The following is a 20,321-nucleotide window of genomic DNA, read 5'->3' as shown; positions in this document are numbered from 1 at the left end:
TGTACTTTGTTCTGGTTTTCCGGCCGCAATAAAGAATGCCGGACACAAGGCCCGGCATTTTATGATGGCTTCCATGGGATTAGTGGACGAAGCCCATATAGCGGGGCAGCGACAGTGTGATCTCCGGGATGAAGGCAATCAGCAGGAGGCATACGAACAGGATCGCCAGATATTTGGCGATAGGCCGTACGGTTGCCTCCAGTGATACCCCGCCGACTGCACAGCTTGTATAAAGTCCAAGCCCAAGCGGTGGCGCGAACAGGCCAAGTCCCATCGCCACGATCAGGACAATGCCATAATGCAGCGGATGGATGCCAAAACTCTGCGCGACCGGAATGAGCAGGGGCCCGAAGATGATCAGTGCGGGAGCGCCTTCCAATGCGGCACCCATGATGATCAGGATCAGTATCGATGCGATGATAAACGCCCAAGCTCCTGCGCCGTGGCTGAGATTGATCATGGCTTCCGCCAACATATGCGGTACCTGATCGATAGTCAGCGAGAAGGCGACGGTCTGCGACGCTGCCACCACGAACAGGATCATACCGGCCAATGTGGCCGAGCGCACGAACAGCGTCACCGTGCTACGCCATGTCAATTCCCGGAACACGAGCTTACCAACCAGCAAGGCATAAGCGACAGCAAAAGCGCCGATTTCCGTTGCCGTGGCAAAGCCGGAGCGATAGCCGCCAAAGATGATAACGATGACACCGAGGCTGACTGCACTGCTCCAGAGCAGGTTTTTCAGGCTTCGCCCGGAGGTTTCGACCGGAGCAGGTGGTGCTTTTTTGGAAAAGATGATGACGCCAAGGATCAGAGCGCCGGCCATCAGGGCTGCCGGATAAATGCCGGCTGCGAACAAGCCGCCGATGGACAGGTTGGCGACATAGCCCAGGATAATCAGGTTGATGCAAGGCGGGATGGTTTCCGCCATAACGGCACTTGCCGCCAGCAAGGCAACACCTTCAGATGGATCGTGGCCCGAGCGGCGCATCGCCGGGATCATGACGGTGCCAACCGCCGTCACATCAGCCAATTTCGAGCCTGAAATGCCGGAGAACAGCACCATGCTTAAAATGGTGACGATGTTCAGTCCGCCTTTGCGTTGGCCGACGCCGCGGCGCAACAGTTCAATCAGCCGGACGGACATGCCGTTCACTTCCATGGCGAGACCGGTCAGCACGAAGAATGGCACGGCGAGCAGTACGAAATTGTCGATGCCGCTCGATGCCTGCTGGGCAAAGACAGCAAAGGGAATGAAACCGTCACCCCAGATATAGAGCAGGGCACCAACGCAGAGCGAGAAGGCAATCGGTATGCCGCTCGATAGGCAAATTGCGAACCCGACCAGCATGAGTGTCAAAGGGCTGGGGGCGAAGGAAGGCACCAGCGTGCTCCAGATGGCCACAACACCAATCAGAACAAGCAGCCCCGCCAAACCAGCCGCTATATCGGCCGTGCGATAGGCGAGAAGCCGCGCGGCGGTAAAGATTGCCATACCGAAGCCGCCGACAATCAGCGGGTACATGAAGAGATTTTGCGGCAGGCCAGTTGATGTCACCTGTGTCGATGCGGACTCGCAATATTGAATTGTGAAAACAGCAACAGCCAGTGTCACTCCGAGCTCGATCCACAGGCCCGCAGCTTCCACACGCGATGCCTGATGCGGTTGCAGTTTGTCGCGCAGAATGCGGATGCCGACGTGATTGCCCTTGGCAACAGCTGCCGCACCGCCAAGGAACGCTAACGTGATCAGCAGCATCCGGGCAACTTCATCGGCCCAGAGAATGGTGTCGTTAAAGACAAATCGCCAAAGAACAGCTGTTACGACCAGGAGAAGATCGGCCGCCAGGGCGATGGCAGCGAAAATCTCGACAATTCGCAAGAGAGCGCCGACAAACGGCGCGCCCCTTACGGCTGGCGCGTGAGCGGTGGGTAGTGCAGCCTCGACGGACATGACTGACCTCAAGCCTTGGTAATGGCGTCAAGCACAGGCTTGGTGCTTGGATAGGCCTTGGCAAACTCGCTCCATAGCGGCGTGACCAGCTGTTTGAACGCCGTACGATCGACCTCGTGCGTTGTCACACCATTGCTGCGCAATTTGGCAAGCGCACTGGCTTCGATCTCGTTGGCCTTGCTGCGCTGGAATGTCGATGCTTCTGCGGCCGCCTCGCGGAATGCTGGCAGATGTTCTGCCGGGACTTTCGACAGCGCGCGCTTGCCGATAACAATTGTCTGCGGGTTACAGATATGTTGTGTCAGCGAAATGTGCTTGGCCACTTCGTAGCATTTGAGTGCAAGGACAGTTGGTGCATCATGCTCCAGTCCGTCGATCACGCCGGTCTGAAGCGCAGTATAGACTTCACCAAGGGACATCGGGGTCGGCGACGCACCCATTGCCTTCAAGGTTGCCACGAAATTGGCAACCGGAAGCACACGGATCTTTTGTCCTTTGAGCAGTTCCGGCGTATTGGCTGGAGTGCGGGCTGTTACATTGCGGCCGCCCAAGCTATAGGCCCAACTGACGACTTCAACGCCGATCTTGTCGGCAAAAATACCGTTCAGCACCTTGCCAGCGCTGCCATCCAGCACTGGACCGGCTGCATCCATGGAATTGAAGAGATAACCGAGGTCAAGTACGCCGATTTCAGGCGCCAGTGTTCCCCATATTGAAGAGCCCGATATCATCATGTCGACAATGCCAAGCTTGACCTGTCCGACAATGTCGGCTTCCTTTCCAAGCTGATTATCCGGAAAATATTTGATCTCGACGGCATCGCCGAGCTTGCTTTTCAAGCCACTCTGAAAGCGGTCATACCAGAGCCAGTGGGCCGAATTGGGATCGGCCGGCAGGGACGAGGACATGCGCAGGGTAATAGGGGCGGCTTCGGCTTTTGTCGCACGGCTGATAATGGCAAATGTACCGGCACCGGCAAGACCAAGGCCAAATGCGCGGCGTGTCAGGCAAATATCCTTCATAGTATCTCCTCCACACGGACCACTTCGCGTGGCCCTGATTGTTCATAATGCCGGGCTGCCGGCATTATCCCCTTGGTGCCGCCCAAAACATGAGCGGTTTGAAACACGGCGGCAGGACTCCTCAACCTGATCGCCGTGCTGTTCAGTCATGCGAAAGCTTTGCTTGGTTCAGCCGGATTCATGTGCGACACCATTGATGTGCCGGGTGTTTTTGGCACTCTGTCATGGTACGCAAACATGCCGTCGCTTGACCCCAACTGGCTTGGCATATACTAGTATGGTAGTATGATATGGTAATCGTTGCAATGCAAGTGGATGGGAGAAGCTAATTTGACAATCGATCTCAGCCGCGGTGGTTCAACGGCGCACCGGCTTGAAAAAGAGCTGCTCAGGGCTATTGTTTCGCTTGAATTACAACCGGGCGTCCGGTTATCCGAGGCCGAGATTGCCGAGCGTTATGGCGTGTCGCGCCAGCCTGTGCGTGAAGCTTTGATAGCTCTCAGCAAACAACAATTCGTTGAAGTGCTTCCACAGCGCGGCACTATAGTCGTCAAGATTTCTATTCCAAAAATGCGGGAAGCCCGCTTTCTGCGCGAGGTTATCGAGAGTGCGGTTGTGCGCCGGGCTTGCGAACAGTTTGCTCCGGCAAGCCGCGAGAAGATTGACGAAGCGCTGGAATCGCAGGCCCGCGCTGCGGCAAAAACCGACCACCTAGCTTTTCAAAAATTTGATGAGCAGTTTCATATTGCCTTGGCGGAGGGGGCAGGCTGTCCGATGGCCTGGACAGTCGTCGGCAACCTCAAGGCGCATATGGACCGCGCGTGTCAGCTGACGCTGCTCAATGCCGCTGCCATGCAGTTGCTGATCGAACAGCATCAGGCAATCATTAATGCCATAGACGCTCGTGATCCCGACGGCGCGGAAGCAGCCATTCGCTACCATCTTACCGAGATACTGCGCGCTTTGCCCGAGATCGAACGAAACCATCCGGATCTGTTCGAGTAACTGATCCGGACGGCTTTCAGTGCACGGAATCGTGCCTGCTGGATTTTAGTTCGCGGCCCAAGATCAGCACAATCACAGCCGCAGCCGCGAGGCAGAAGGCGAGCACGCCCATGCCGAGCTGGAAACTTCCGGTGCTTTGTTTGATCCAGCCGACGAGATAGGGCCCGACAAATCCACCGAGATTGCCAACGGAGTTGATCAAGGCAATACCACCAGCGGCTGCCGTCCCCTGAAGGAAAACCGAGGGCATGGCCCAGAACGGTCCAAGGCTCGCATAAATGCCGATGGAAGCCACGCCGAGGCAAAACAAGGCGATCAGGTTGGATTGCAGGTAGACGCTGCCGATGAAACCGATGGCGCTGACCGCCGCTGCAATTGCCACATGCCAGACACGTTCACCGTGTTTGTCGCTGTGCCGCCCCCAGAGCAGCATGGCGATTGCGCTCGCGATATAGGGCAGTGCCGTGATGAACCCGACTTGCGTGTTGGAAAAGCCCATAGCCTTGATCATCTGCGGCAGCCATAGGCCAATACCATAAAGCCCGATGACGATACCGAAATAGACAAGTCCCAAAAGCAGGACGCGGCGGTCAGTAAGCGCGGGCCAAAGCCGGTGCTGGGTTCGTCCGGGATTGAGCTGGCGATCCTCTTCAAGTTTTTCCTGCACAATCCGGCGTTCCGTCAAGGTCAGCCACGGTGCCTGTGCCGGGCCATTGGGCAAGAGGCGCAACACGGCCAGACCCAGAAGGCAGGACGGTATGCCTTCGATGATGAACAGCCATTGCCAGCCTTTCAAACCCCAGATGTCATTGATGCCGATGATCAGACTGGAAAGCGGGGCGCCTACCGCGCTGGCCAGCGGCACGGCCGCCATGAACAAGCCGATGAACTTTGCCCGCTGTGCCGCTGGAAACCAGTAGGTGAGATAAAGGATCATACCGGGGAGGAAGCCCGCTTCGGCGACACCCAGCAAAAACCGCAGGATGAAGAAGCTCCACGGCCCCTGCACAAATGCCATAGCGGCCGACACAAGCCCCCATGTGATCATGATGCGGGCGATCCACAGCCGCGCGCCGACCTTTTCGAGGATGACATTGCTGGGAACTTCGAAGAGGAAATAGCCAAGAAAGAATATGCCCGCACCCCAGCCATAGACATAGGGTGTAAAACCGACATCATCATTCATGGTCAGAGCTGCGAAGCTGATATTGACGCGATCAAGGAACGCAACGAGATAGAGCACCATCATGAATGGAATGATGCGCAGGCTTATTTTCCGGTAGGGATCTACCGTTTCATTCAATGACATGTTTGCCTCCCCAGCCCCAATGTCTTCGTGGTCTGCTGATTCCCCTATCAGGCCAGACCGATACCTTTTTTCTTGAATTCATCCAGAACAGTCTCGTTGATATTCGAGATGATGTCGATACGGCCATTGCCGGGATCGCTGATCCAGAACCGTGTCAGCAGCTTGACGCTCTTGTTCTCAACGCTTGCCGTGTAGATTTTTGCCCCAGGTTCTTTGAGGACGCGCGGCTGTTTCTGCACAGCTGCCAGAAAGATGGCGCGGGCGGCGTCCAGATCGGTATCCGCCGATACCGTGATTGGAAATTCCAGCCGTACATTGCTGTCGGACAATGTTTCGTTGACGATGGTGCTGTTGATCAGCGTGTCATTGGAAACAAGCACGTCCAAACCATCCGTGGTATGGATTGTTGTGTAGCGGATTGTCATCTGGGTGACGCGGCCAACAATCTTGTCACTGATAAGGTTATCACCCACCCGCACAGAGCGTTCAAACAACAAAATCAAGCCGCTGATATAACTTGCCGCAAGCTTCTGCAGGCCAAGACCAATACCAATGCCGAGCGCGCCGCCAAAGGCGGCCAGAGCTGTCAGGTTGATGCCAGCGAGCGATACAATGATAAGTGCCGCAACAACCCACATCGCGACTGAAATGATCCGCTCCAACGCCAATGCCAGATTGGGTTGCAGGGTGGTTTTCCGGTGAAGCAAGCGCTGCACCGTTTCGGAAGCCCAGATCGTGACGATGAGGACAATAGCCCCGAAGAACAGAACATTGAAAACAACCTGGGGGCTGATCTTTGCGTCACCAATCTCTATCTCGGCGTCGAAAAAGCTCTTGATCGCCGGATTTGTCTGACCGAACAGGTAAATAAGCAATGCCAGCCAGAACAATACCTGTGAAGCCCGCAATATCGAGCGGAAGGGGTCGCGCGGCCGGAACAGTTGCTCGACGATCAGCCCGAGGACACGAATGATAAGAAAGAATCCCAGTGCACCACCGGTGACAAACATAAGCAGATTGGCGAACGTTCCGCTAAAAAGACGCATGAGCAGGAACAGGAACAGCATCAACAGCAAAATGGTCGAGAGGTAGTCGATCAGAATTCTGATGCGCGAGGTTTTCGGCCATCTCCGTTGCAGGCGCCGGGTAATCCACGTTGCTGTAATGAATGAGACGATAATGGCGAGGACGGTCAGGAAAGCGACAAGTGGATTTTCCAGAAACAACGAAAGGGCGCCGGTCGTTAAACCTGCCAGTTGGTCTGCCTCTGCCTGCTCCATTTCGTGCCCCGAGCCCACAAAACTGCGGCATTGCTGCAGCTTGATGAATATGTTCACTGTTGCAACTTGTGGCACAAACTTAGTCGCAAAAACAGATGGTGTGCGACAGGCATTTTAACCGGCTGACTTGACAGTACTGCGGGAGAGGGCTTCCTTCCATTGCGCTTGGAAAACGCTGGCCGTCTTGTGTCGGGCGAGCATCATTTTGGCAATGAACTTCAATGGGATAGCCGCATGGTCGGCAAAGGTGAATGCGGATGAAGATTTCGGATATGAACTGGATGCAGGTGGAACAGCGCGTCGCCAGTGATGATCGCTGCATCCTGCCGATCGGTAGTGTCGAGCAGCACGCTTATCTCAGTCTCTGCACCGATATGATTCTGGCTGAAAAGATCGCTGTCGATGCCGCAGAATCCTCTGGTGTGCCGGTTTTCCCCGCCTTACCCTATGGACTGGCCGCATCCTTCGCGGATTTCCCTGGCACCTTGACCTTCAGTCTTGCAACCTATGTCGGCGTGATCCGCGATCTGCTCGACAGCATGCATCGCTCGGGTTTCCGGCGCATTCTTGTCGTGAACGGTCATGGTGGTAACACACCTGCGGGAACAGTGATTTCGGAATGGCTCAACAGCCACCCGGACTCCTCCGTCAAGCTTCATGATTGGTGGCGGGCACCGAAGACGTGGGCAAAGGTGATGGAGATTGATCCTGCTGCTTCGCACGCGTCATGGATGGAGAATTTTCCATGGACCCGTATTGCCGGAGCGGCAGTGCCTGCGGAGCCCAAGGACCAGATCGATTTTAACAGGCTTGCGCGCGTTGATGCGAAGCGCAAACGTGAAATGCTTGGTGAAGGCAATTATCACGGCCTGTTCCAGCGTCCTGATGCGGATTCGCTGGCTTTATGGGAAGTGGCTGTTGCCGAGACGCGGGATCAGCTCGATAATGGCTGGCACTGAACCGGACTGACTATTCCACCGGATCGTGATGGCAGACGCAGATTTTGTTGCCTTCGGGATCCCGAAAATAGGCGCCGTAATAATTGGGATGATAATGCAGGCGCAGACCGGGCGGGCCCTCTCAGCGTCCACCATTGGTCAGCGCCAGAGCATGGATATTGTCGACGCTTGCGCGGTCCGGTGCCAGAAATGCCACCATCTGTCCATTGCCGGGCGTCGCGGCTTCTCCGTCAAACGGCCGTGACAGCAGAAACAGCGGACGTCCGCCGCCTTGGGGCTGCCAACCAGCCCAAGGCTTGCTCATATCGGAGAACCGCAACGGATTGCCCAACATCTCCATGATCGGTGCGTAGAATTCGAATGCGCGTGTGAAATCATTGGCGCCGACATTGATATGCGAAAACATGAACTTCTCTCCGGGGCTGCCAGACAATGGCGAATGACGTATTTGGCACCCGATCAGACTCGGATTTTGCTCGAAAACTAACACGAAGGGCGTTGCCTGCAAGCGCGGCAATTGTGTATCGATGGTTTTGCGAATGAAAGGAAAATCCAAATTGTCTTCAATAGCTTCCCCGGTTTTCACCAAACCGTTTTCAGCCCTGCTTTTCGATATGGACGGAACCATTCTCAATTCCATCGCTGCGGCGGAGCGCATCTGGGGTGACTGGGCGCGGCGGCAGGGGCTCGATGTTGAAGCCTTTCTGCCGACAATGCATGGCGTTCGCGGTATTGATACGATCCGCCATCTTGCTCTTCCGGGCATTGATCCGGAAATGGAAGCTGCAGAAATCGAGCGGGCTGAAATTGATGATGTTGAAGGTATTGTCCAGATTGCTGATGCGGCGGCATTCCTGAATTCCCTGCCGCCACAGAGCTGGGCTATCGTGACTTCAGCGCCTATCCTGCTCGCCAAGCGGCGGCTGGAAGCAGCGGGATTGCCGGTGCCGCAGACCATGGTGACAGCGGAAGATGTGTCCATCGGAAAACCTGACCCGGAATGCTATCTGCTTGGCGCCAGAAAGCTGGGCGTGGATATCAAGGATTGTCTGGTGTTCGAAGATGCGCCCGCTGGCATTAAAGCCGGTGAAGCTGCCGGAGCGGACCTCATGGTCGTGACGACAACACACCAGCATCCGGTTTCAACACCCCATGCGACGATTGCCGATTACAGCCATATTGCAGCTAAAGTTGGTGATGACGGCAAGATCGAGATCGTTAAAAGCTGATCATTAAAGGAAGGCGGCACACACTTAGTGCGCCGCCTTTGATCGCTGCTGATTAGACAGCACCTGGTACGACCAGAACCAGCCACGCAATGACCGGGCCGATAATCGCGATCAGCGCGCTGTAAACCAGCAGTTTGCGCAGGACGCTTTCACGTTCGGCTTCCGGCGCGTTCGCTACCACAAGTGCACCATTGGTCGAGAATGGACTTGTATCGACAATCGTCGTCGAAATGGCTATGGCCGCTACGACGCCGATGGCGCTGATATGCCCCTGCATCAGAAATGGTACGGCGAGCGGAATGATAGCGCCGAGCAGCGCCGTGGACGAGGCAAAGGCGGAAACAATCGCGCCGACGAAGCATAGAAGCAGTGCAGCCAGGAGCGGCATACCGAGCCCCGATATCCCTGATGCAACATAATCCACGGTACCGGCCTTCTGCAGCACGCCGACATAGGTAATGATACCGGCGATCAGCAGAACCGTAGACCAGCTGACCTTGTCGATGGCAGCCTTTTGCGTTTTGGGTGAGAGGAGGGCGAGGCCTACGGCAACGGTGATCGCGACAAGTCCAACATTGAACTTGAAGACGAGAGCGCCAACCGCAAGGGCGGTGAGGCCCACCAGAGTCATCAGGCGCTCGCTGGTCATGCCTTCGGTAGACGGAATAGCCGCGCCGGTAGGCGATACGGAACTGCGGTGATAGGCGGGCGAAGCGGGCGTGCCGCCATGTCCGACGATGGAGCGGGATGCGCCTGCAACATGCGTATCAGGGTCCGGGCCGGATGCGGCAGCATGTTCGCGCAGGTTTTTCCAGCCGCCGAATACGAAGAACACGACAATTGCAATTGCCAGATTGAAGAACAGGCTCGACAAGAACAGCGAGGTAGGGCCGTAGGGCAGGCCGGCCTTCTGGACGATCTGGTTGGTAATGCCGCCATATACGCTGATGGGTGAAAAACCGCCGCCCTGTGCGCCATGAATGACCATCAGGCCCATCATGACAGGGCTAATGCGGTATTGGGTGGCAAAACGCAATGCCACTGGTGCGAGAATGGCAACCGCTGCCGGACCAAGCGCACCGAAGCCGGTGATGATCGCCGCGACAAGAAACATCACCCAGGGAATCAGCGCCATATGTCCGCGCACCAGTCGGACAGCCCGCTCCACCAGCCAGTCAATGGTGCCATTGTTCTGGGCGATACCGAAAAAGATAGGTGATGCCGACCAGCGTCAGAAACAGATCACTGGGAAAGCCCGCAAAGATGTCATTGGGCGTCATACCCATGATGAGGGAACCGACGATGAAGGCGGCAGCAAAAGCCAGCGCGCCCATATTGATCGGCAGGATCGTCGCAATGACGAACATGGCGATCAAAACAAGTATGGATAATATCTCGATATTCACGGCAAAATCCTCCCTTTACGGCACTCCCTATAGCGGCCGTTTTTCATTGGTGGTTGCGGCGTAAGCTCCCCCTACACCTTTCGTCTCCCCTCCATCTTCACGATGGTGGAGCAGTCAGCATTCAAGCGCTGGCCTTGCTGGCATAGATATTGCCATATTGTTCGCGCAGGACATTTTTCTGCACCTTGCCCATGGTGTTGCGGGGCAGGTCATCGACAAAAATAATCTGTTTCGGCTGCTTGTAACGGGCCAGCCGGTTCTGCAAGGCATCGAGAATCGTACGCTCATCGAGGGCAGAACCGGATTGTTTGACCACGATTGCAGTCACACCCTCGCCAAAATCCGGATGAGCAACGCCAATCACCGCGCTCTCGATAACGCCCGGCAGCTGGTCGATCTCGCTTTCGACTTCCTTTGGATAAATGTTGTAACCACCTGAAATCACGAGGTCTTTGCCGCGACCGACAATATGCACATAGCCGCGTGGATCGATCTTGCCGAGATCGCCGGTGATAAAGAAACCATCGTCGCGGAATTCCGCCTTGGTCTTTTCCGGCATGCGCCAGTAGCCGATGAAAACGTTCGGCCCCTTCACTTCAATCATGCCGGTTTCATCAACTGGTAGCACAGCTCCGGTCTCCGGATGTGTCACCCGCACGGTGACGCCGGATAGCGGGAAGCCCACTGTTCCCGCTATCCGGTCACCCTCATAGGGATTGGATGTATTCATATTGGTTTCGGTCATGCCATAGCGCTCAAGGATGGCGTGGCCGGTGCGCTCCTGAAATGCGCGGTGGGTGTCGGCCAATAGCGGTGCCGAGCCGGAGATAAACAGGCGCATACCTGTAACCGCTTCGCGGGTCAGCCCGGCATTTTGCAAAAGCCTGACGTAGAATGTTGGAACGCCCATCATGGCGGTCGCCCGAGGCATTAATTCCAGGATTTCCGCCGGATCGAATTTCGGCAGCAGGAACATGGATGCACCCGATGTCAAAACCACGTTGGTCGCAACGAATAGACCATGCGTGTGAAAAATCGGCAGAGCATGGATCAGACGATCGTCTGCTGTAAACCGCCAATGATCGCGCAGGGTCAATGCATTCGACAGCAGATTATTCTGGGTCAACATCGCGCCTTTGGAGCGGCCTGTAGTGCCCGAGGTATAAAGGATTGCAGCAAGATCATCGGGTGCTCGCGTTGCATCGACAAAATCCGGGGATTCATCCTTCGCAAGGTCAATGAGCGAGCCCCCGCCATGGTCGTCAAGCGTTTCGACCAGCGCACCATATCTGGCGGCAACAGCCTTGATGCCCTCTGCGGCTTTTGGTGCCACAACAACCAGCCTTGGTTCTGCATCGCCGATAAAATAATCAAGTTCAGCCAATGTATAAGCGGTATTCAACGGCAGATAGACAGCACCGCAACGGATGCAGGCCAGGTATAACATCAACGCTTCTGCGCTCTTTTCCACCTGCACCGCTACGCGGTCACCCGGCCTAATGCCAAGCGTATCGATGGCACCGGCAATCCGGCCAGACCATTGCAGCATGTCGCCATAGGTCCAGATACGGCCTTCGCCGGTTTCAATAAACACGGCGTCGTCGTCAGCAATGCAGCGGCGGAGGGCGTCAAACAGATGATTGCTCATGAACTCAATTCCTTTCTGCCTGCTTTGTTCTTGTCATGCCCGGTGTCTTTCGGGTTGGCCTTTGCTGGGGGAGGCGTACTGCGAACCGTTTTGTCATTGCGCAGCAGTTTCTTGATCAAAGGTGCGGCAACAATTTCATTGCGCTGGGCGAATGCCTCGTGGTTGGTTTCGATATCATCAAGCTTGTAGAGATAATTGACCATCAGTCCGTGCGCCTGCCGCATGGCGCGGCTCGACCGGTCACCGAGGAAATTTATGCGCTCCAGTCTTGCGCCATTACCCAGATGAAAACGCGCAACAGGATCGATTGCCCGGCCATCTCCGGTTCTGCCCCTCAGGAAATACCAAGCGGCAGCAGGCATCAGAGCCGTCTTCACCGCCGAGGTTGTCGCTGTGTCATCAGTCCAGCCGGTATCATCCAGCGCGGCGAGGGTAGCCTGATCTTCCGGTGTCAGCACGTCGGAATGCTCGTTGCGCCGTTCGCGTGCCAGCCAGCCCGCAAAGCCAGGAACGGGTGAGAGCGTGACGAATGTATCGAGTTTTGGAAGGTCGCGCCGCAAATCTTCAACCACCTGTTTGATCAGGAAATTGCCGAAAGAAATGCCGCGCAAGCCGACCTGACAGTTGGAAATCGAATAGAACACTGCGGTTCTGGCGTCCTGTGCCTGAATGGGTGCACGCGTTTCGTCCAGAACATCCGAGATCGTTGCCGGAATAGTCTTGGTCAGCGCCACTTCCACAAAGATTAGCGGATCATCGGCAAGCTGCGGATGGAAAAAGGCAAAGCAGCGCCGGTCGGCCGGAGCCAGACGCCGACGCAGTTCGTCCCAGTTGCCGATTTCGTGCACCGCCTCATAATGGATAATCTTTTCAAGGATATGTGCAGATGTTGACCAGTCGATGGGACGGAGAAGCAGGAAACCCCGATTGAACCATGAGGCAAAGAGGTGGGCAAAGTCGGCGTCAACAGCCTCCAGATCCGGCGTGTCTGCCTTAAGGCTCAGCAGCTTTTCACGCATACGCACAAGGGTGGAGATACCGCTTGGGGCAAGATTAAGCCGCCGGATCAGTTCCTGTCTGCGCGGCTCCGCTGCCTGATGCAGATCCAGCACGGCCTTGGCGGTGCGTTCCGTACGATAGGTATTGATAGCCTTGTCGAGCTTGTCGGAATCGGGCCCGAACTTGCCGGAGAGAAGCAGCATGAAATCACGCTGTTCTTCATCGTTCAGTCGGGACCATTGCTGCAGGATTTCTGCTGCCAGCGCCATGCCCGATGCTTCGCCACGGCTCGACAGCAGCATGTTACAAAGGTGCTCGAGTCCAGCAAGGCCGGAAGGCATCCGTTCAGTACGCGGCGTAAACGACAACAGTTTGCGGCCGCGTTCCGTTATCGTTTGCACCATATCGCTGAAGAAGGATGTACCGGTCATTGCAGAACTCCGATCCGAAGGGTTTCCAGCATCGTCAGGGCAGGCATGATGTGCATCTCTATCCTCCCCCATGCTGCCTTCCCGCAGGTTCCGACTATAACGCATCTGACATGACAGCGCTTGTGCGGTGGTTCCGCGCAGCGCATCAAACCATTCGTTTGTTCCAATCCCTCCTCCAGGATGGTATGAATGATTGAGTGATATTGTATGTAAAGTCAACTATCTTGTATACAAGAATTCTTACATTGCATTTTATGAGGAATCATGGCCGAAAATATTGTGCAAAGACTGAGGGATGAGATCGAAAACGGTATTGTCACCAATCAGTATTCTCCGGGAGAACGGCTGGACGAAGTGCAATTGGCAACACATTTCGGCGTATCGCGCACCCCTGTCCGGGAAGCCCTGATGCAGCTCAGTGCCATTGGCCTAATCGAGATTCTGCCCACGGCGCGGTGCGGTGGTTGTCGAGCCGGGACCGCACCGAATTTACGAGATGTTTGAGGTCATGGCTGAGCTGGAAGGCATGGCCGGTTCACTCGCTGCCCGTCGTCATACCGATGCAGACCGGACATCGCTGCTCGCGGCTCACGCGAAATGCGAACAATCGGCCCGAGCTGACGATACGGATACCTATTATTATGACAACGAGGTTTTCCATCAGGCGATCTATGCTGCCAGCCACAGCAGTTTTCTAATCGAACAATGTCTGGCACTGCATCGACGCCTGCGGCCATACCATCGTCTGCAGTTGCGCGTGCGCAACCGCATGAAGACCTCTTTCAGCGAACATGCCGGCATCGTCGAGGCTATCCTTGCAGGGGAGGCTGATAGCGCGCGTAGCCAACTTCGCCAGCACATTGCCGTGCAGGGAGACCGCTTCAGTGATCTGGTTGCGACACTCGCGGCACAGCAGCAGGGCGTTTCGGTTTAATCCCGTCTCAATCTGGAGCCGTATGCCGTGAAACTCAACGGAAATCAGAAATTGGCAACACTGCGCGCGGCCCTTCGATGGTTTCTGGCACTCATTTATTGCGCTGCTGGCATTCTCCACATTTTGCGTCCGCAATGGTTCATGCAGATTACGCCCGCATGGGTGCCTTATCCTCTGCAAGTTATTCTCCTTACAGGTGTTTGCGAAGTTTTGGGCGGACTAGCGCTTCTGGGGCAGCGGTTTCGCAAGGCTGCGGGTTTTGCCTTGGCATTATACGCGGTCTGTGTGTACCCGGCGAATATCAAGCACGCAATTGATAGTCTGTCCGCAGCCAACGTGACACTCGGATGGTGTTATCACGCCCCGCGACTGGCGTTTCAGCCAGTTTTGGTCTGGTGGGCATTATTCGCTGGCGAAAACATAAACTGGCCGTTCAATCGCCGGGTTGAGTAATCATACCGACAAATCCTGTAGGCGGTGCAGGGCTCAAAGCGGCTGATTTCAAGTGCCGGGCAGTTTTGACGCCAGAATGTCAAGCATCTGGATGTCGGGCGGGCTGGCGAAGAGTTCATCTGCCCGTCCCATCAGTAGTTTGGCCAGATCACCGGCAAGATGGGCATCGCGCCCATTGGCGGTATTGAACACATCAAAAATTGCAAATGTGGATGGACCGCTGCGTACCGCGAACCAGGAGACCGTGTCGCGCTCCTTATTGACGATTGCCAGTCCTGCGGTAAGGAAAGCCGCAACATCATCTTCCTTGCCTGCTTTGGCTTCAAGCGGCACATAAAGACCATACTTTACCATCGGATTATCCTTTTCTGCCACCAGGTGAAAACTGGCCCCAATTCATACCGTGTCCGCGGGGCCAGTCGGTTCTTCGCTTAAAAACGTAGCTGGAAAAGACGTTACATCTTTGGCAGTAAGACCTTGTCGATGACATGAATGACGCCGTTCGACTGCTTGACGTTGGCAATGGTGACGTTGGCAACTGTCCCGTTTTCGTCGGTCAAAGTCAGCTTGTCACCTTTGTACTTAGCCGTCCAGACACAACCACCAACGGTCTTTACCGGGTGCGCACCTTTGTCATCATCAACCATCTTCATGATTGCCTTTGAATCGGCATTGGCTGCAACCACATGACAGGTCAGGATTTTGGCAAGCTTGTCCTTGTTCTCAGGCTTCAGGAGCGTATCGACCGTGCCCTTGGGCAATGCGTCGAATGCTTCATTGGTTGGAGCAAAAACTGTGAATGGACCCTTGCCCTGCAAAGTTTCCACAAGACCAGCCGCCTTAACGGCTGCGACGAGCGTGGTGTGATCCTTGGAGTTCACGGCGTTTTCGATAATGTTCTTATTTTCGTACATGGGTGCACCGCCAACCATCGGATTTTCCGCATAAGCGGCTCCCGAGATCAAGACAGATGCAAGTGCAACCAGGCGAATTGTTTTGATGAGCATTTCTCTCTCCACTGTTCTTTCCCTTTGATTGGGAAGCGGCGGAGTTACGAAAGGCTTTCTGTTTTAGTTTCAAACGAAGACAGGTCAATTTGAAGAAGGTTGCTATTTCACAACTTGAAAAGAAAGCGAAACACCGGCGGCGCGATGCAATTATCGCGCCGCCAGCAACAGATCGGGCGTTAGACCTTGCCGCCGTTCTTTTTGCAATCGCTGCGGAACTTGTGACGTTCCTTGCCATGCAGACCCTTGGCGTCGGCCTGTGCCGAGCAAGCCTTGGAAATGGCTGTTTTGGCCGGTGTGGTTGCTGCAGGTGCAGTAGCCTTCTTGGCCATGGCGCCGGCAGCGGGCTTCATGGTCGTCGTCGGCGCAGCAGGGGCTGTTGTTGTTGCTGCCGGTGCGGTTGTCGCCGGAGCAGCAGTCTGCGCCATCGCGCTGGTGCCGACAAAGGCGAGAAGGGCGGTGGCTGTAAGGGTGGCAACTAATTTCATGGTCGTTTCCTCTGAGTTACAAACCGGTTTGTAGCGCTGCAAGATTGTTTCTTCATCGACGCTACGGTTGCACCAGAGCACTGCTTGCATTTCGTCGGGCGCATTTAATTCAACAGAATCAATGTGCCCGTGCGTCATGCCAACATTGCTCGCGAGTGAGGTTATTGACGGACCGTGGTTTCTTTGTGTGCGCGAAAATTAAATTTCGTTTAACTTTTGGTTGCATTTGCAGTGCCGCTGTCTCAGTCAAATTCAGGCGCATTGCAACGATCACTGTGGTGTGTTCAACAAAGACGGGTGACACATGAGCGGTATGAGGCACTGCAAATGAAATCATATGTGTTGGGTAGCGTGGTCGGTGCCGTGCTTGCCTTGGCCGTTGCTATCATTAGCCTTGAAAGCCTCGATGCGCAGGGCAACCAGCTGTTTGGGCTTTTTCTGATCGGGTTGTCCATCATAGGCCTGCTTGCAGTCCTGTTATTGATCATATGGATCTATTATCTGACGCGGGACAAAGGACGCACACCCTTGTGCGCACATGGCATAATGTGGGGTCCGGTTGTGTTGGCTGCGTGCATTGTGCCGGTGTCGGAAAGCATGGATGACGCGCGCAAATCCCGTTTTGAAGATGCCCATCCGGTTATGCAGGAAATCCATATCAATCTGACCGGGCGAGATCTTTGGTTTGACCCTCGAAACACCGGAGGCACCCATTATACTGAAATGCCCATGCGCGGAGACAAACCGGAAAAGTTTCTGGAATGGTCTCTTTACCCGTCACCTGAACTGATTGGTTCAGGCGCATTTCTTTACGAAGGAAGCCGGCTTAAGCAAAATGTTCGGTCTATGCGTCTGTATACGGGCGAGCTCCTGGAGGAAAAAACCAAATCCATCGAGGTGCTGATTGCCAATAAACCGAGCTATCCCGATACGGATCGTCTCGCATCCGTCATGGGATTTCGGCAAGGCCATGATGCAACAATTCTGGTTCATCAATATTACCACTACCCCGATCATATTGAGGTTGCTCCAGCTCTTACCCGTTTTGCCGGCTCACAACGCGATCGGCTCTGGGGGAAAATTCAGCCTGTGGTCGAATTTCGCGGTGTCAATCTGGGGCAACAGCCGATTGCGAGACTAGAAATCAATGGTCAGGCGATGTCTTTGGGCGAGGAGGCCTTCAGTGTCGCAGACACATGCTTTTGGGCCAATACACCCGTGGGTGAGGCGATCCTGACACTGGACCAGCCGCTGCATTTGCGCTGGCAAACAATCGAACCGCCGCATCGCTGGCAAGAAGCGACGGTCCCCGTACCGAAATTTCTCACAGAAAATAGCAAAGGTGAGAGGACCCGCGTTCCCTCGGTAGTGCTTTATTTTACTGGCGAAGGCAGTGTGTTTGCGGAACGGTTTGAAGCCATCGATCTCCCGGCTCAGAAATTAGGAGTTCGTACGACTGGATTGCCGGAGGGCATGGCCAGCCCGCCACCGTGCGGCATGGCTTATGCAGGTTATAATCCCGAAACCGTGCAACTATTGCCACGATAGTCACGGCCGTGTTTGCTTGACGGAGAAATTCACCGTGCCTATACCGGCATGGCAAACAGACAGCAGTGAAGTCCGATGAAAGCCGCCAAGCTCGCAACCCGCTAAGCCGTAACAACTTTTTCAATCGTTGTTGCGGCATTCAAAGTTCTCAATATCACCGTGAGTTGGGATCGATGATCGCCGCCGAACTTCTCGTTCGCGTGGGATTTTTGCTATGCTTCCTAAAAACTGGAACTACACGCTGCCAGCTGCCCTGCTGCTGATGGCGCCCTTTGATCTGCTTGCTTCGCTTGGCATGGATATCTATCTGCCAGTCGTTGTTTATATGCCTGAGGTGCTGAACACAACGCCTGCTACCATTCAGTTGACACTCAGCCTTTACATGATCGTGCTTGGCTGCGGGCAACTGCTGTTCGGGCCGCTCGCTGACCGTATCGGCCGCAGACCCGTGCTACTTGGCGGTGCGCTGCTCTTCTGTCTTGCCTCGATTGGCCTTGCTTTGACCCACTCTGCCAGTGTGTTTGTGGCGTTGCGCGTGCTGCAATCTGCCGGTGGCGCCGCCGCACTAGTGGCAACGTTTGCCACTGTCCGTGATGTCTATGCCGAACGGCCGGAGGGTGCGATCATCTATGGCCTGTTTGGTTCCATGCTGGCCTTTGTTCCGGCTTTCGCACCGATAGTGGGAGCGCTCGTCGATCACGCGGTTGGCTGGCGCGGCATTTTCTGGCTGCTGGCAGGTCTTGCCGCTCTGGCGGGCTTGCGGGCATTTATCGGCTGGCCAGAGACCCGGCCGATAGAGACAACGCGACAGGCGTTGTTTGGCAGCTTTGGCCGTGTTCTCGGCAGTCTACCGTTCTGGACCTATACGCTCGGGTTCAGCACGGCGATGGGCACGTTCTTTGTCTATTTCTCGACGGCTCCCGGCATCCTCATGGGGCAGCTTGGGCTTTCATCCACCATGTTCAGCCTGGTCTTTGCGACAGTCGCGCTGGTGATGATCCTGTGCAGCCGTTTCGGTGCCTTCTTTGTCACCCGGTGGGGACGGAGTGGTTGCCTCATCAGGGGCATGGCGCTGTTTCTGGCAGGTGCCGCGCTGCTGGCATTGGGGCAGCTGTTCCTGCCTCTTTCGATAGCAACCTTCATTGTTCCGATGTGGGTGATGGCCGCCGCCATTTCCGTGACCTGCGCCGTGGCTGCCAATGGAGCAATACGGGAATTTGGCGATATTGCTGGTACAGCGACGGCTCTCTACTACTTTGTCGAGAGCGCGATTGTCGGCGTCGCGGGGACTGTGGTTGTTGTCCTGCTGCCTCCAGTCACTGTCTGGCCGCTGGTTGCATTTACTGCAATGGCGGCAATCGCCACGCTTGGCATGACGTCCGTGCTGCGGGAAAAGTCTTAGCTCGCCTCAATATTCGCGATCTCGACCAGATTGTAGTCGGGATCGCGGATGTAGATTGATCGGAGAGGCCCTGTTGCACCGGTACGGGCGACAGGGCCTTCCTCAATGACAATATCCAGTGCACCGAGGTGAGCAATGACGCTCTCCAGCGGTGTTGCCGTGATGAAGCATAGATCGCCGGAGCCAGGCGTTGGTGCTTTTGCCTTGGGCTCGAATTCATGGCCCGCCTGATGCAGGTTGATCTTCTGGTTGCCGAAACGCAGCGCCTTGCGGTCCTGACCAAAGGTTTCCACCATCATACCAAGTGCGTCAGCGTAAAACGTGCAGGTCCGCTCGATGCTTTCGACCGTCAGAACCAGATGGTCTATATGATTGATATAAACCGTATTCTTGGCGGGTTTGGGCTCGCGGTAGGATTCGAGTTCTGTGTCCAGTTCAACTTCTACAACATTGGTGAAGACGGTCGTTGCGATCATGATCCCGGCAAAGGCAACAAGGTTGACCAGTGTAGGCTCGTCATAGCGCGCTGCCAGCCGCTCCCATAAACGCTCTGGTATAGCTTTGGAATCCGCGACAATTGCCTTGCCGAAATCCATCAGGACCGTCTCGTCATCGTTGGGAATGATGGTCTCAGGCTGCAAGCCGGAATCAATCAGGGCGCGGCGAAAGAATGTGACGGGAATGTCGGCGTGGCTTGCCTTCGAGATAGCCAGCGACAAAAGCCAGATTGCGTGATCGGGAATGGCTGGGCGCAATTGCTCGCGCAGAGTGAACCATTCCGCATAAATGCGGTGCGCCACGGGTGAGTGCAGCATGATGCGTTTCATGTTCGTCATGCGGCCGCGCAGTTGCAACTCGCGGTCGTGCTCGGCGCGAGCCTCCGGCGATGCCTGTTCATACACAATCTGAGAAATGCGGCTCATGGGATATCCGTGCGTGACAAAGTTTCAGTTCGCGGCGGGCAGAGGTGGGCGGGCAGGGTGGGCTGGCCGCTGCATGACCACCTCAAGGCATATATTTTCTCCCGTCACAGCGCCATTGAAAACAGCCAAAGCCGCACGTGATTGGAGCTGTTTTGTCCTTTCGCCGGCTTCTGGAAAATTCGATCTCCCGTTTCGCGGTTTGTTGAAAGGTTATTCGCCTGCTGCACTGCACAAAAGATCATCATCCTTTGCTGAAACTTTGTGCATTGACGAATATCCGGATGAAACAAGGCGTTTCTTTCTTGAAGTTTAACACTGCCT

Annotated in this window: 19 protein-coding genes and 2 pseudogenes; 7 read left to right on the top strand and 14 right to left on the bottom strand. The window is 55.3% G+C overall.

Going from position 1 to position 20,321, the window contains the following annotated elements; genetic code table 11:
* Positions 1 to 79 precede the first annotated feature (79 nt).
* A complete protein-coding gene (locus HB779_RS16480; protein WP_188343359.1) occupies positions 80 to 1,957 on the bottom strand; it encodes a TRAP transporter large permease subunit in 1,878 nt (625 codons plus the stop codon).
* 8 nt (positions 1,958 to 1,965) lie between these two features.
* Positions 1,966 to 2,979 (bottom strand): TRAP transporter substrate-binding protein, encoded by a 1,014-nt coding sequence (locus HB779_RS16475; protein WP_188343358.1) that lies wholly within the window; start codon positions 2,977 to 2,979, stop codon positions 1,966 to 1,968.
* Positions 2,980 to 3,294: 315 nt separating this feature from the next.
* Here HB779_RS16475 and HB779_RS16470 point away from each other — a divergent pair, with 315 nt between their 5' ends.
* A complete protein-coding gene (locus tag HB779_RS16470) occupies positions 3,295 to 3,984 on the top strand; it encodes a GntR family transcriptional regulator (protein WP_188343357.1) in 690 nt (229 codons plus the stop codon).
* A gap of 16 nt (positions 3,985 to 4,000) precedes the next feature.
* On the opposite strand, the gene HB779_RS16465 is transcribed toward HB779_RS16470, so the two are convergent.
* Together HB779_RS16465 and HB779_RS16460 are read right to left on the bottom strand one after the other, a co-directional pair.
* A complete protein-coding gene (locus tag HB779_RS16465) occupies positions 4,001 to 5,293 on the bottom strand; it encodes an MFS transporter (RefSeq protein ID WP_188343356.1) in 1,293 nt (430 codons plus the stop codon).
* 47 nt (positions 5,294 to 5,340) lie between these two features.
* Positions 5,341 to 6,573 carry a mechanosensitive ion channel family protein gene (locus HB779_RS16460; RefSeq protein WP_188343355.1) on the bottom strand — a complete coding sequence of 411 codons (1,233 nt, stop codon included), beginning with the start codon at positions 6,571 to 6,573 and terminating at the stop codon, positions 5,341 to 5,343.
* Between the two features lie 257 nt (positions 6,574 to 6,830).
* Between HB779_RS16460 and HB779_RS16455 the strand changes: the two genes are divergently transcribed.
* A complete protein-coding gene (locus HB779_RS16455; RefSeq protein WP_188343354.1) occupies positions 6,831 to 7,532 on the top strand; it encodes a creatininase family protein in 702 nt (233 codons plus the stop codon).
* Between the two features lie 121 nt (positions 7,533 to 7,653).
* On the opposite strand, the gene HB779_RS16450 is transcribed toward HB779_RS16455, so the two are convergent.
* The gene (locus HB779_RS16450; protein ID WP_244642395.1) at positions 7,654 to 7,938 is read right to left on the bottom strand and encodes a VOC family protein; all 285 of its coding nucleotides are present in this window, start codon (positions 7,936 to 7,938) and stop codon (positions 7,654 to 7,656) included.
* Between the two features lie 133 nt (positions 7,939 to 8,071).
* Here HB779_RS16450 and HB779_RS16445 point away from each other — a divergent pair, with 133 nt between their 5' ends.
* Positions 8,072 to 8,761 carry an HAD family hydrolase gene (locus tag HB779_RS16445; RefSeq protein ID WP_188343353.1) on the top strand — a complete coding sequence of 230 codons (690 nt, stop codon included), beginning with the start codon at positions 8,072 to 8,074 and terminating at the stop codon, positions 8,759 to 8,761.
* A gap of 52 nt (positions 8,762 to 8,813) precedes the next feature.
* Here HB779_RS16445 and HB779_RS16440 read toward each other — a convergent pair whose 3' ends face one another.
* The 4 genes from HB779_RS16440 to HB779_RS16430 all read right to left on the bottom strand — a co-directional run bounded on the left by HB779_RS16440 (position 8,814) and on the right by HB779_RS16430 (position 13,245).
* A complete protein-coding gene (locus HB779_RS16440) occupies positions 8,814 to 9,929 on the bottom strand; it encodes an SLC13 family permease (RefSeq protein WP_371823863.1) in 1,116 nt (371 codons plus the stop codon).
* A 7-nt stretch (positions 9,930 to 9,936) separates the two neighbouring features.
* Complete coding sequence (locus HB779_RS25770) at positions 9,937 to 10,167, bottom strand: hypothetical protein (protein ID WP_371823862.1); 231 nt, start codon at positions 10,165 to 10,167, stop codon at positions 9,937 to 9,939.
* A 121-nt stretch (positions 10,168 to 10,288) separates the two neighbouring features.
* Complete coding sequence (locus tag HB779_RS16435) at positions 10,289 to 11,815, bottom strand: malonyl-CoA synthase (protein ID WP_188343352.1); 1,527 nt, start codon at positions 11,813 to 11,815, stop codon at positions 10,289 to 10,291.
* Entirely contained in the window at positions 11,812 to 13,245 is a 1,434-nt protein-coding gene (locus HB779_RS16430) for a malonyl-CoA decarboxylase (protein WP_188343351.1), read from the bottom strand. Before HB779_RS16430 ends, HB779_RS16435 begins: the two co-directional genes overlap by 4 nt.
* Before the next feature lie 264 nt (positions 13,246 to 13,509).
* Between HB779_RS16430 and HB779_RS16425 the strand changes: the two are divergent.
* Positions 13,510 to 14,179, top strand: a pseudogene (locus tag HB779_RS16425) (GntR family transcriptional regulator).
* A 27-nt stretch (positions 14,180 to 14,206) separates the two neighbouring features.
* Complete coding sequence (locus HB779_RS16420) at positions 14,207 to 14,632, top strand: DoxX family protein (RefSeq protein ID WP_371823861.1); 426 nt, start codon at positions 14,207 to 14,209, stop codon at positions 14,630 to 14,632.
* 48 nt (positions 14,633 to 14,680) lie between these two features.
* On the opposite strand, the gene HB779_RS16415 is transcribed toward HB779_RS16420, so the two are convergent.
* From HB779_RS16415 to HB779_RS16405, 3 genes are all read right to left on the bottom strand, one after another.
* Entirely contained in the window at positions 14,681 to 14,986 is a 306-nt protein-coding gene (locus HB779_RS16415) for a putative quinol monooxygenase (RefSeq protein WP_188343350.1), read from the bottom strand.
* Between the two features lie 101 nt (positions 14,987 to 15,087).
* Entirely contained in the window at positions 15,088 to 15,639 is a 552-nt protein-coding gene (locus HB779_RS16410; protein WP_188343349.1) for a fasciclin domain-containing protein, read from the bottom strand.
* A gap of 179 nt (positions 15,640 to 15,818) precedes the next feature.
* Entirely contained in the window at positions 15,819 to 16,127 is a 309-nt protein-coding gene (locus HB779_RS16405; protein ID WP_188343348.1) for a PsiF family protein, read from the bottom strand.
* Positions 16,128 to 16,478: 351 nt separating this feature from the next.
* On the opposite strand from HB779_RS16405, the gene HB779_RS16400 reads away from it, so the two are divergent.
* Positions 16,479 to 17,675, top strand: coding sequence for a hypothetical protein (locus tag HB779_RS16400; protein WP_188343347.1), 1,197 nt, complete (start codon positions 16,479 to 16,481; stop codon positions 17,673 to 17,675).
* Positions 17,676 to 17,889: 214 nt separating this feature from the next.
* Positions 17,890 to 19,077, top strand: a complete 1,188-nt coding sequence (cml, locus tag HB779_RS16395; protein WP_188343346.1) for a CmlA/FloR family chloramphenicol efflux MFS transporter — start codon at positions 17,890 to 17,892, stop codon at positions 19,075 to 19,077.
* Here cml and HB779_RS25455 read toward each other — a convergent pair.
* Positions 19,074 to 19,454, bottom strand: coding sequence for a VOC family protein (locus HB779_RS25455; protein ID WP_244642670.1), 381 nt, complete (start codon positions 19,452 to 19,454; stop codon positions 19,074 to 19,076). The two genes, cml and HB779_RS25455, sit on opposite strands and share 4 nt — an antisense overlap.
* A gap of 27 nt (positions 19,455 to 19,481) precedes the next feature.
* Positions 19,482 to 20,000 (bottom strand): annotated as a pseudogene (locus HB779_RS16390) (hypothetical protein); the annotation flags it as partial.
* Between the last annotated feature and the right edge of the window lie 321 nt (positions 20,001 to 20,321).

This window comes from Phyllobacterium sp. 628, assembly GCF_014189505.1.
GTDB lineage: Bacteria > Pseudomonadota > Alphaproteobacteria > Rhizobiales > Rhizobiaceae > Phyllobacterium.
Note: the sequence above shows the minus strand (reverse complement) of the source record. Positions and strands in the feature narration are given on the sequence as shown.

Coding starts and splice junctions, on each gene's coding strand:
- HB779_RS16480 (WP_188343359.1), bottom strand. CDS start 1,957: ATGTCCGTCGAGGCTGCACTACCCACCGCTCACGCGCCAGCCGTAAGG.
- HB779_RS16475 (WP_188343358.1), bottom strand. CDS start 2,979: ATGAAGGATATTTGCCTGACACGCCGCGCATTTGGCCTTGGTCTTGCC.
- HB779_RS16470 (WP_188343357.1), top strand. CDS start 3,295: ATGGGAGAAGCTAATTTGACAATCGATCTCAGCCGCGGTGGTTCAACG.
- HB779_RS16465 (WP_188343356.1), bottom strand. CDS start 5,293: ATGTCATTGAATGAAACGGTAGATCCCTACCGGAAAATAAGCCTGCGC.
- HB779_RS16460 (WP_188343355.1), bottom strand. CDS start 6,573: ATGGAGCAGGCAGAGGCAGACCAACTGGCAGGTTTAACGACCGGCGCC.
- HB779_RS16455 (WP_188343354.1), top strand. CDS start 6,831: ATGAAGATTTCGGATATGAACTGGATGCAGGTGGAACAGCGCGTCGCC.
- HB779_RS16450 (WP_244642395.1), bottom strand. CDS start 7,938: ATGTTTTCGCATATCAATGTCGGCGCCAATGATTTCACACGCGCATTC.
- HB779_RS16445 (WP_188343353.1), top strand. CDS start 8,072: ATGAAAGGAAAATCCAAATTGTCTTCAATAGCTTCCCCGGTTTTCACC.
- HB779_RS16435 (WP_188343352.1), bottom strand. CDS start 11,815: ATGAGCAATCATCTGTTTGACGCCCTCCGCCGCTGCATTGCTGACGAC.
- HB779_RS16430 (WP_188343351.1), bottom strand. CDS start 13,245: ATGACCGGTACATCCTTCTTCAGCGATATGGTGCAAACGATAACGGAA.
- HB779_RS16415 (WP_188343350.1), bottom strand. CDS start 14,986: ATGGTAAAGTATGGTCTTTATGTGCCGCTTGAAGCCAAAGCAGGCAAG.
- HB779_RS16410 (WP_188343349.1), bottom strand. CDS start 15,639: ATGCTCATCAAAACAATTCGCCTGGTTGCACTTGCATCTGTCTTGATC.
- HB779_RS16405 (WP_188343348.1), bottom strand. CDS start 16,127: ATGAAATTAGTTGCCACCCTTACAGCCACCGCCCTTCTCGCCTTTGTC.
- cml (WP_188343346.1), top strand. CDS start 17,890: ATGCTTCCTAAAAACTGGAACTACACGCTGCCAGCTGCCCTGCTGCTG.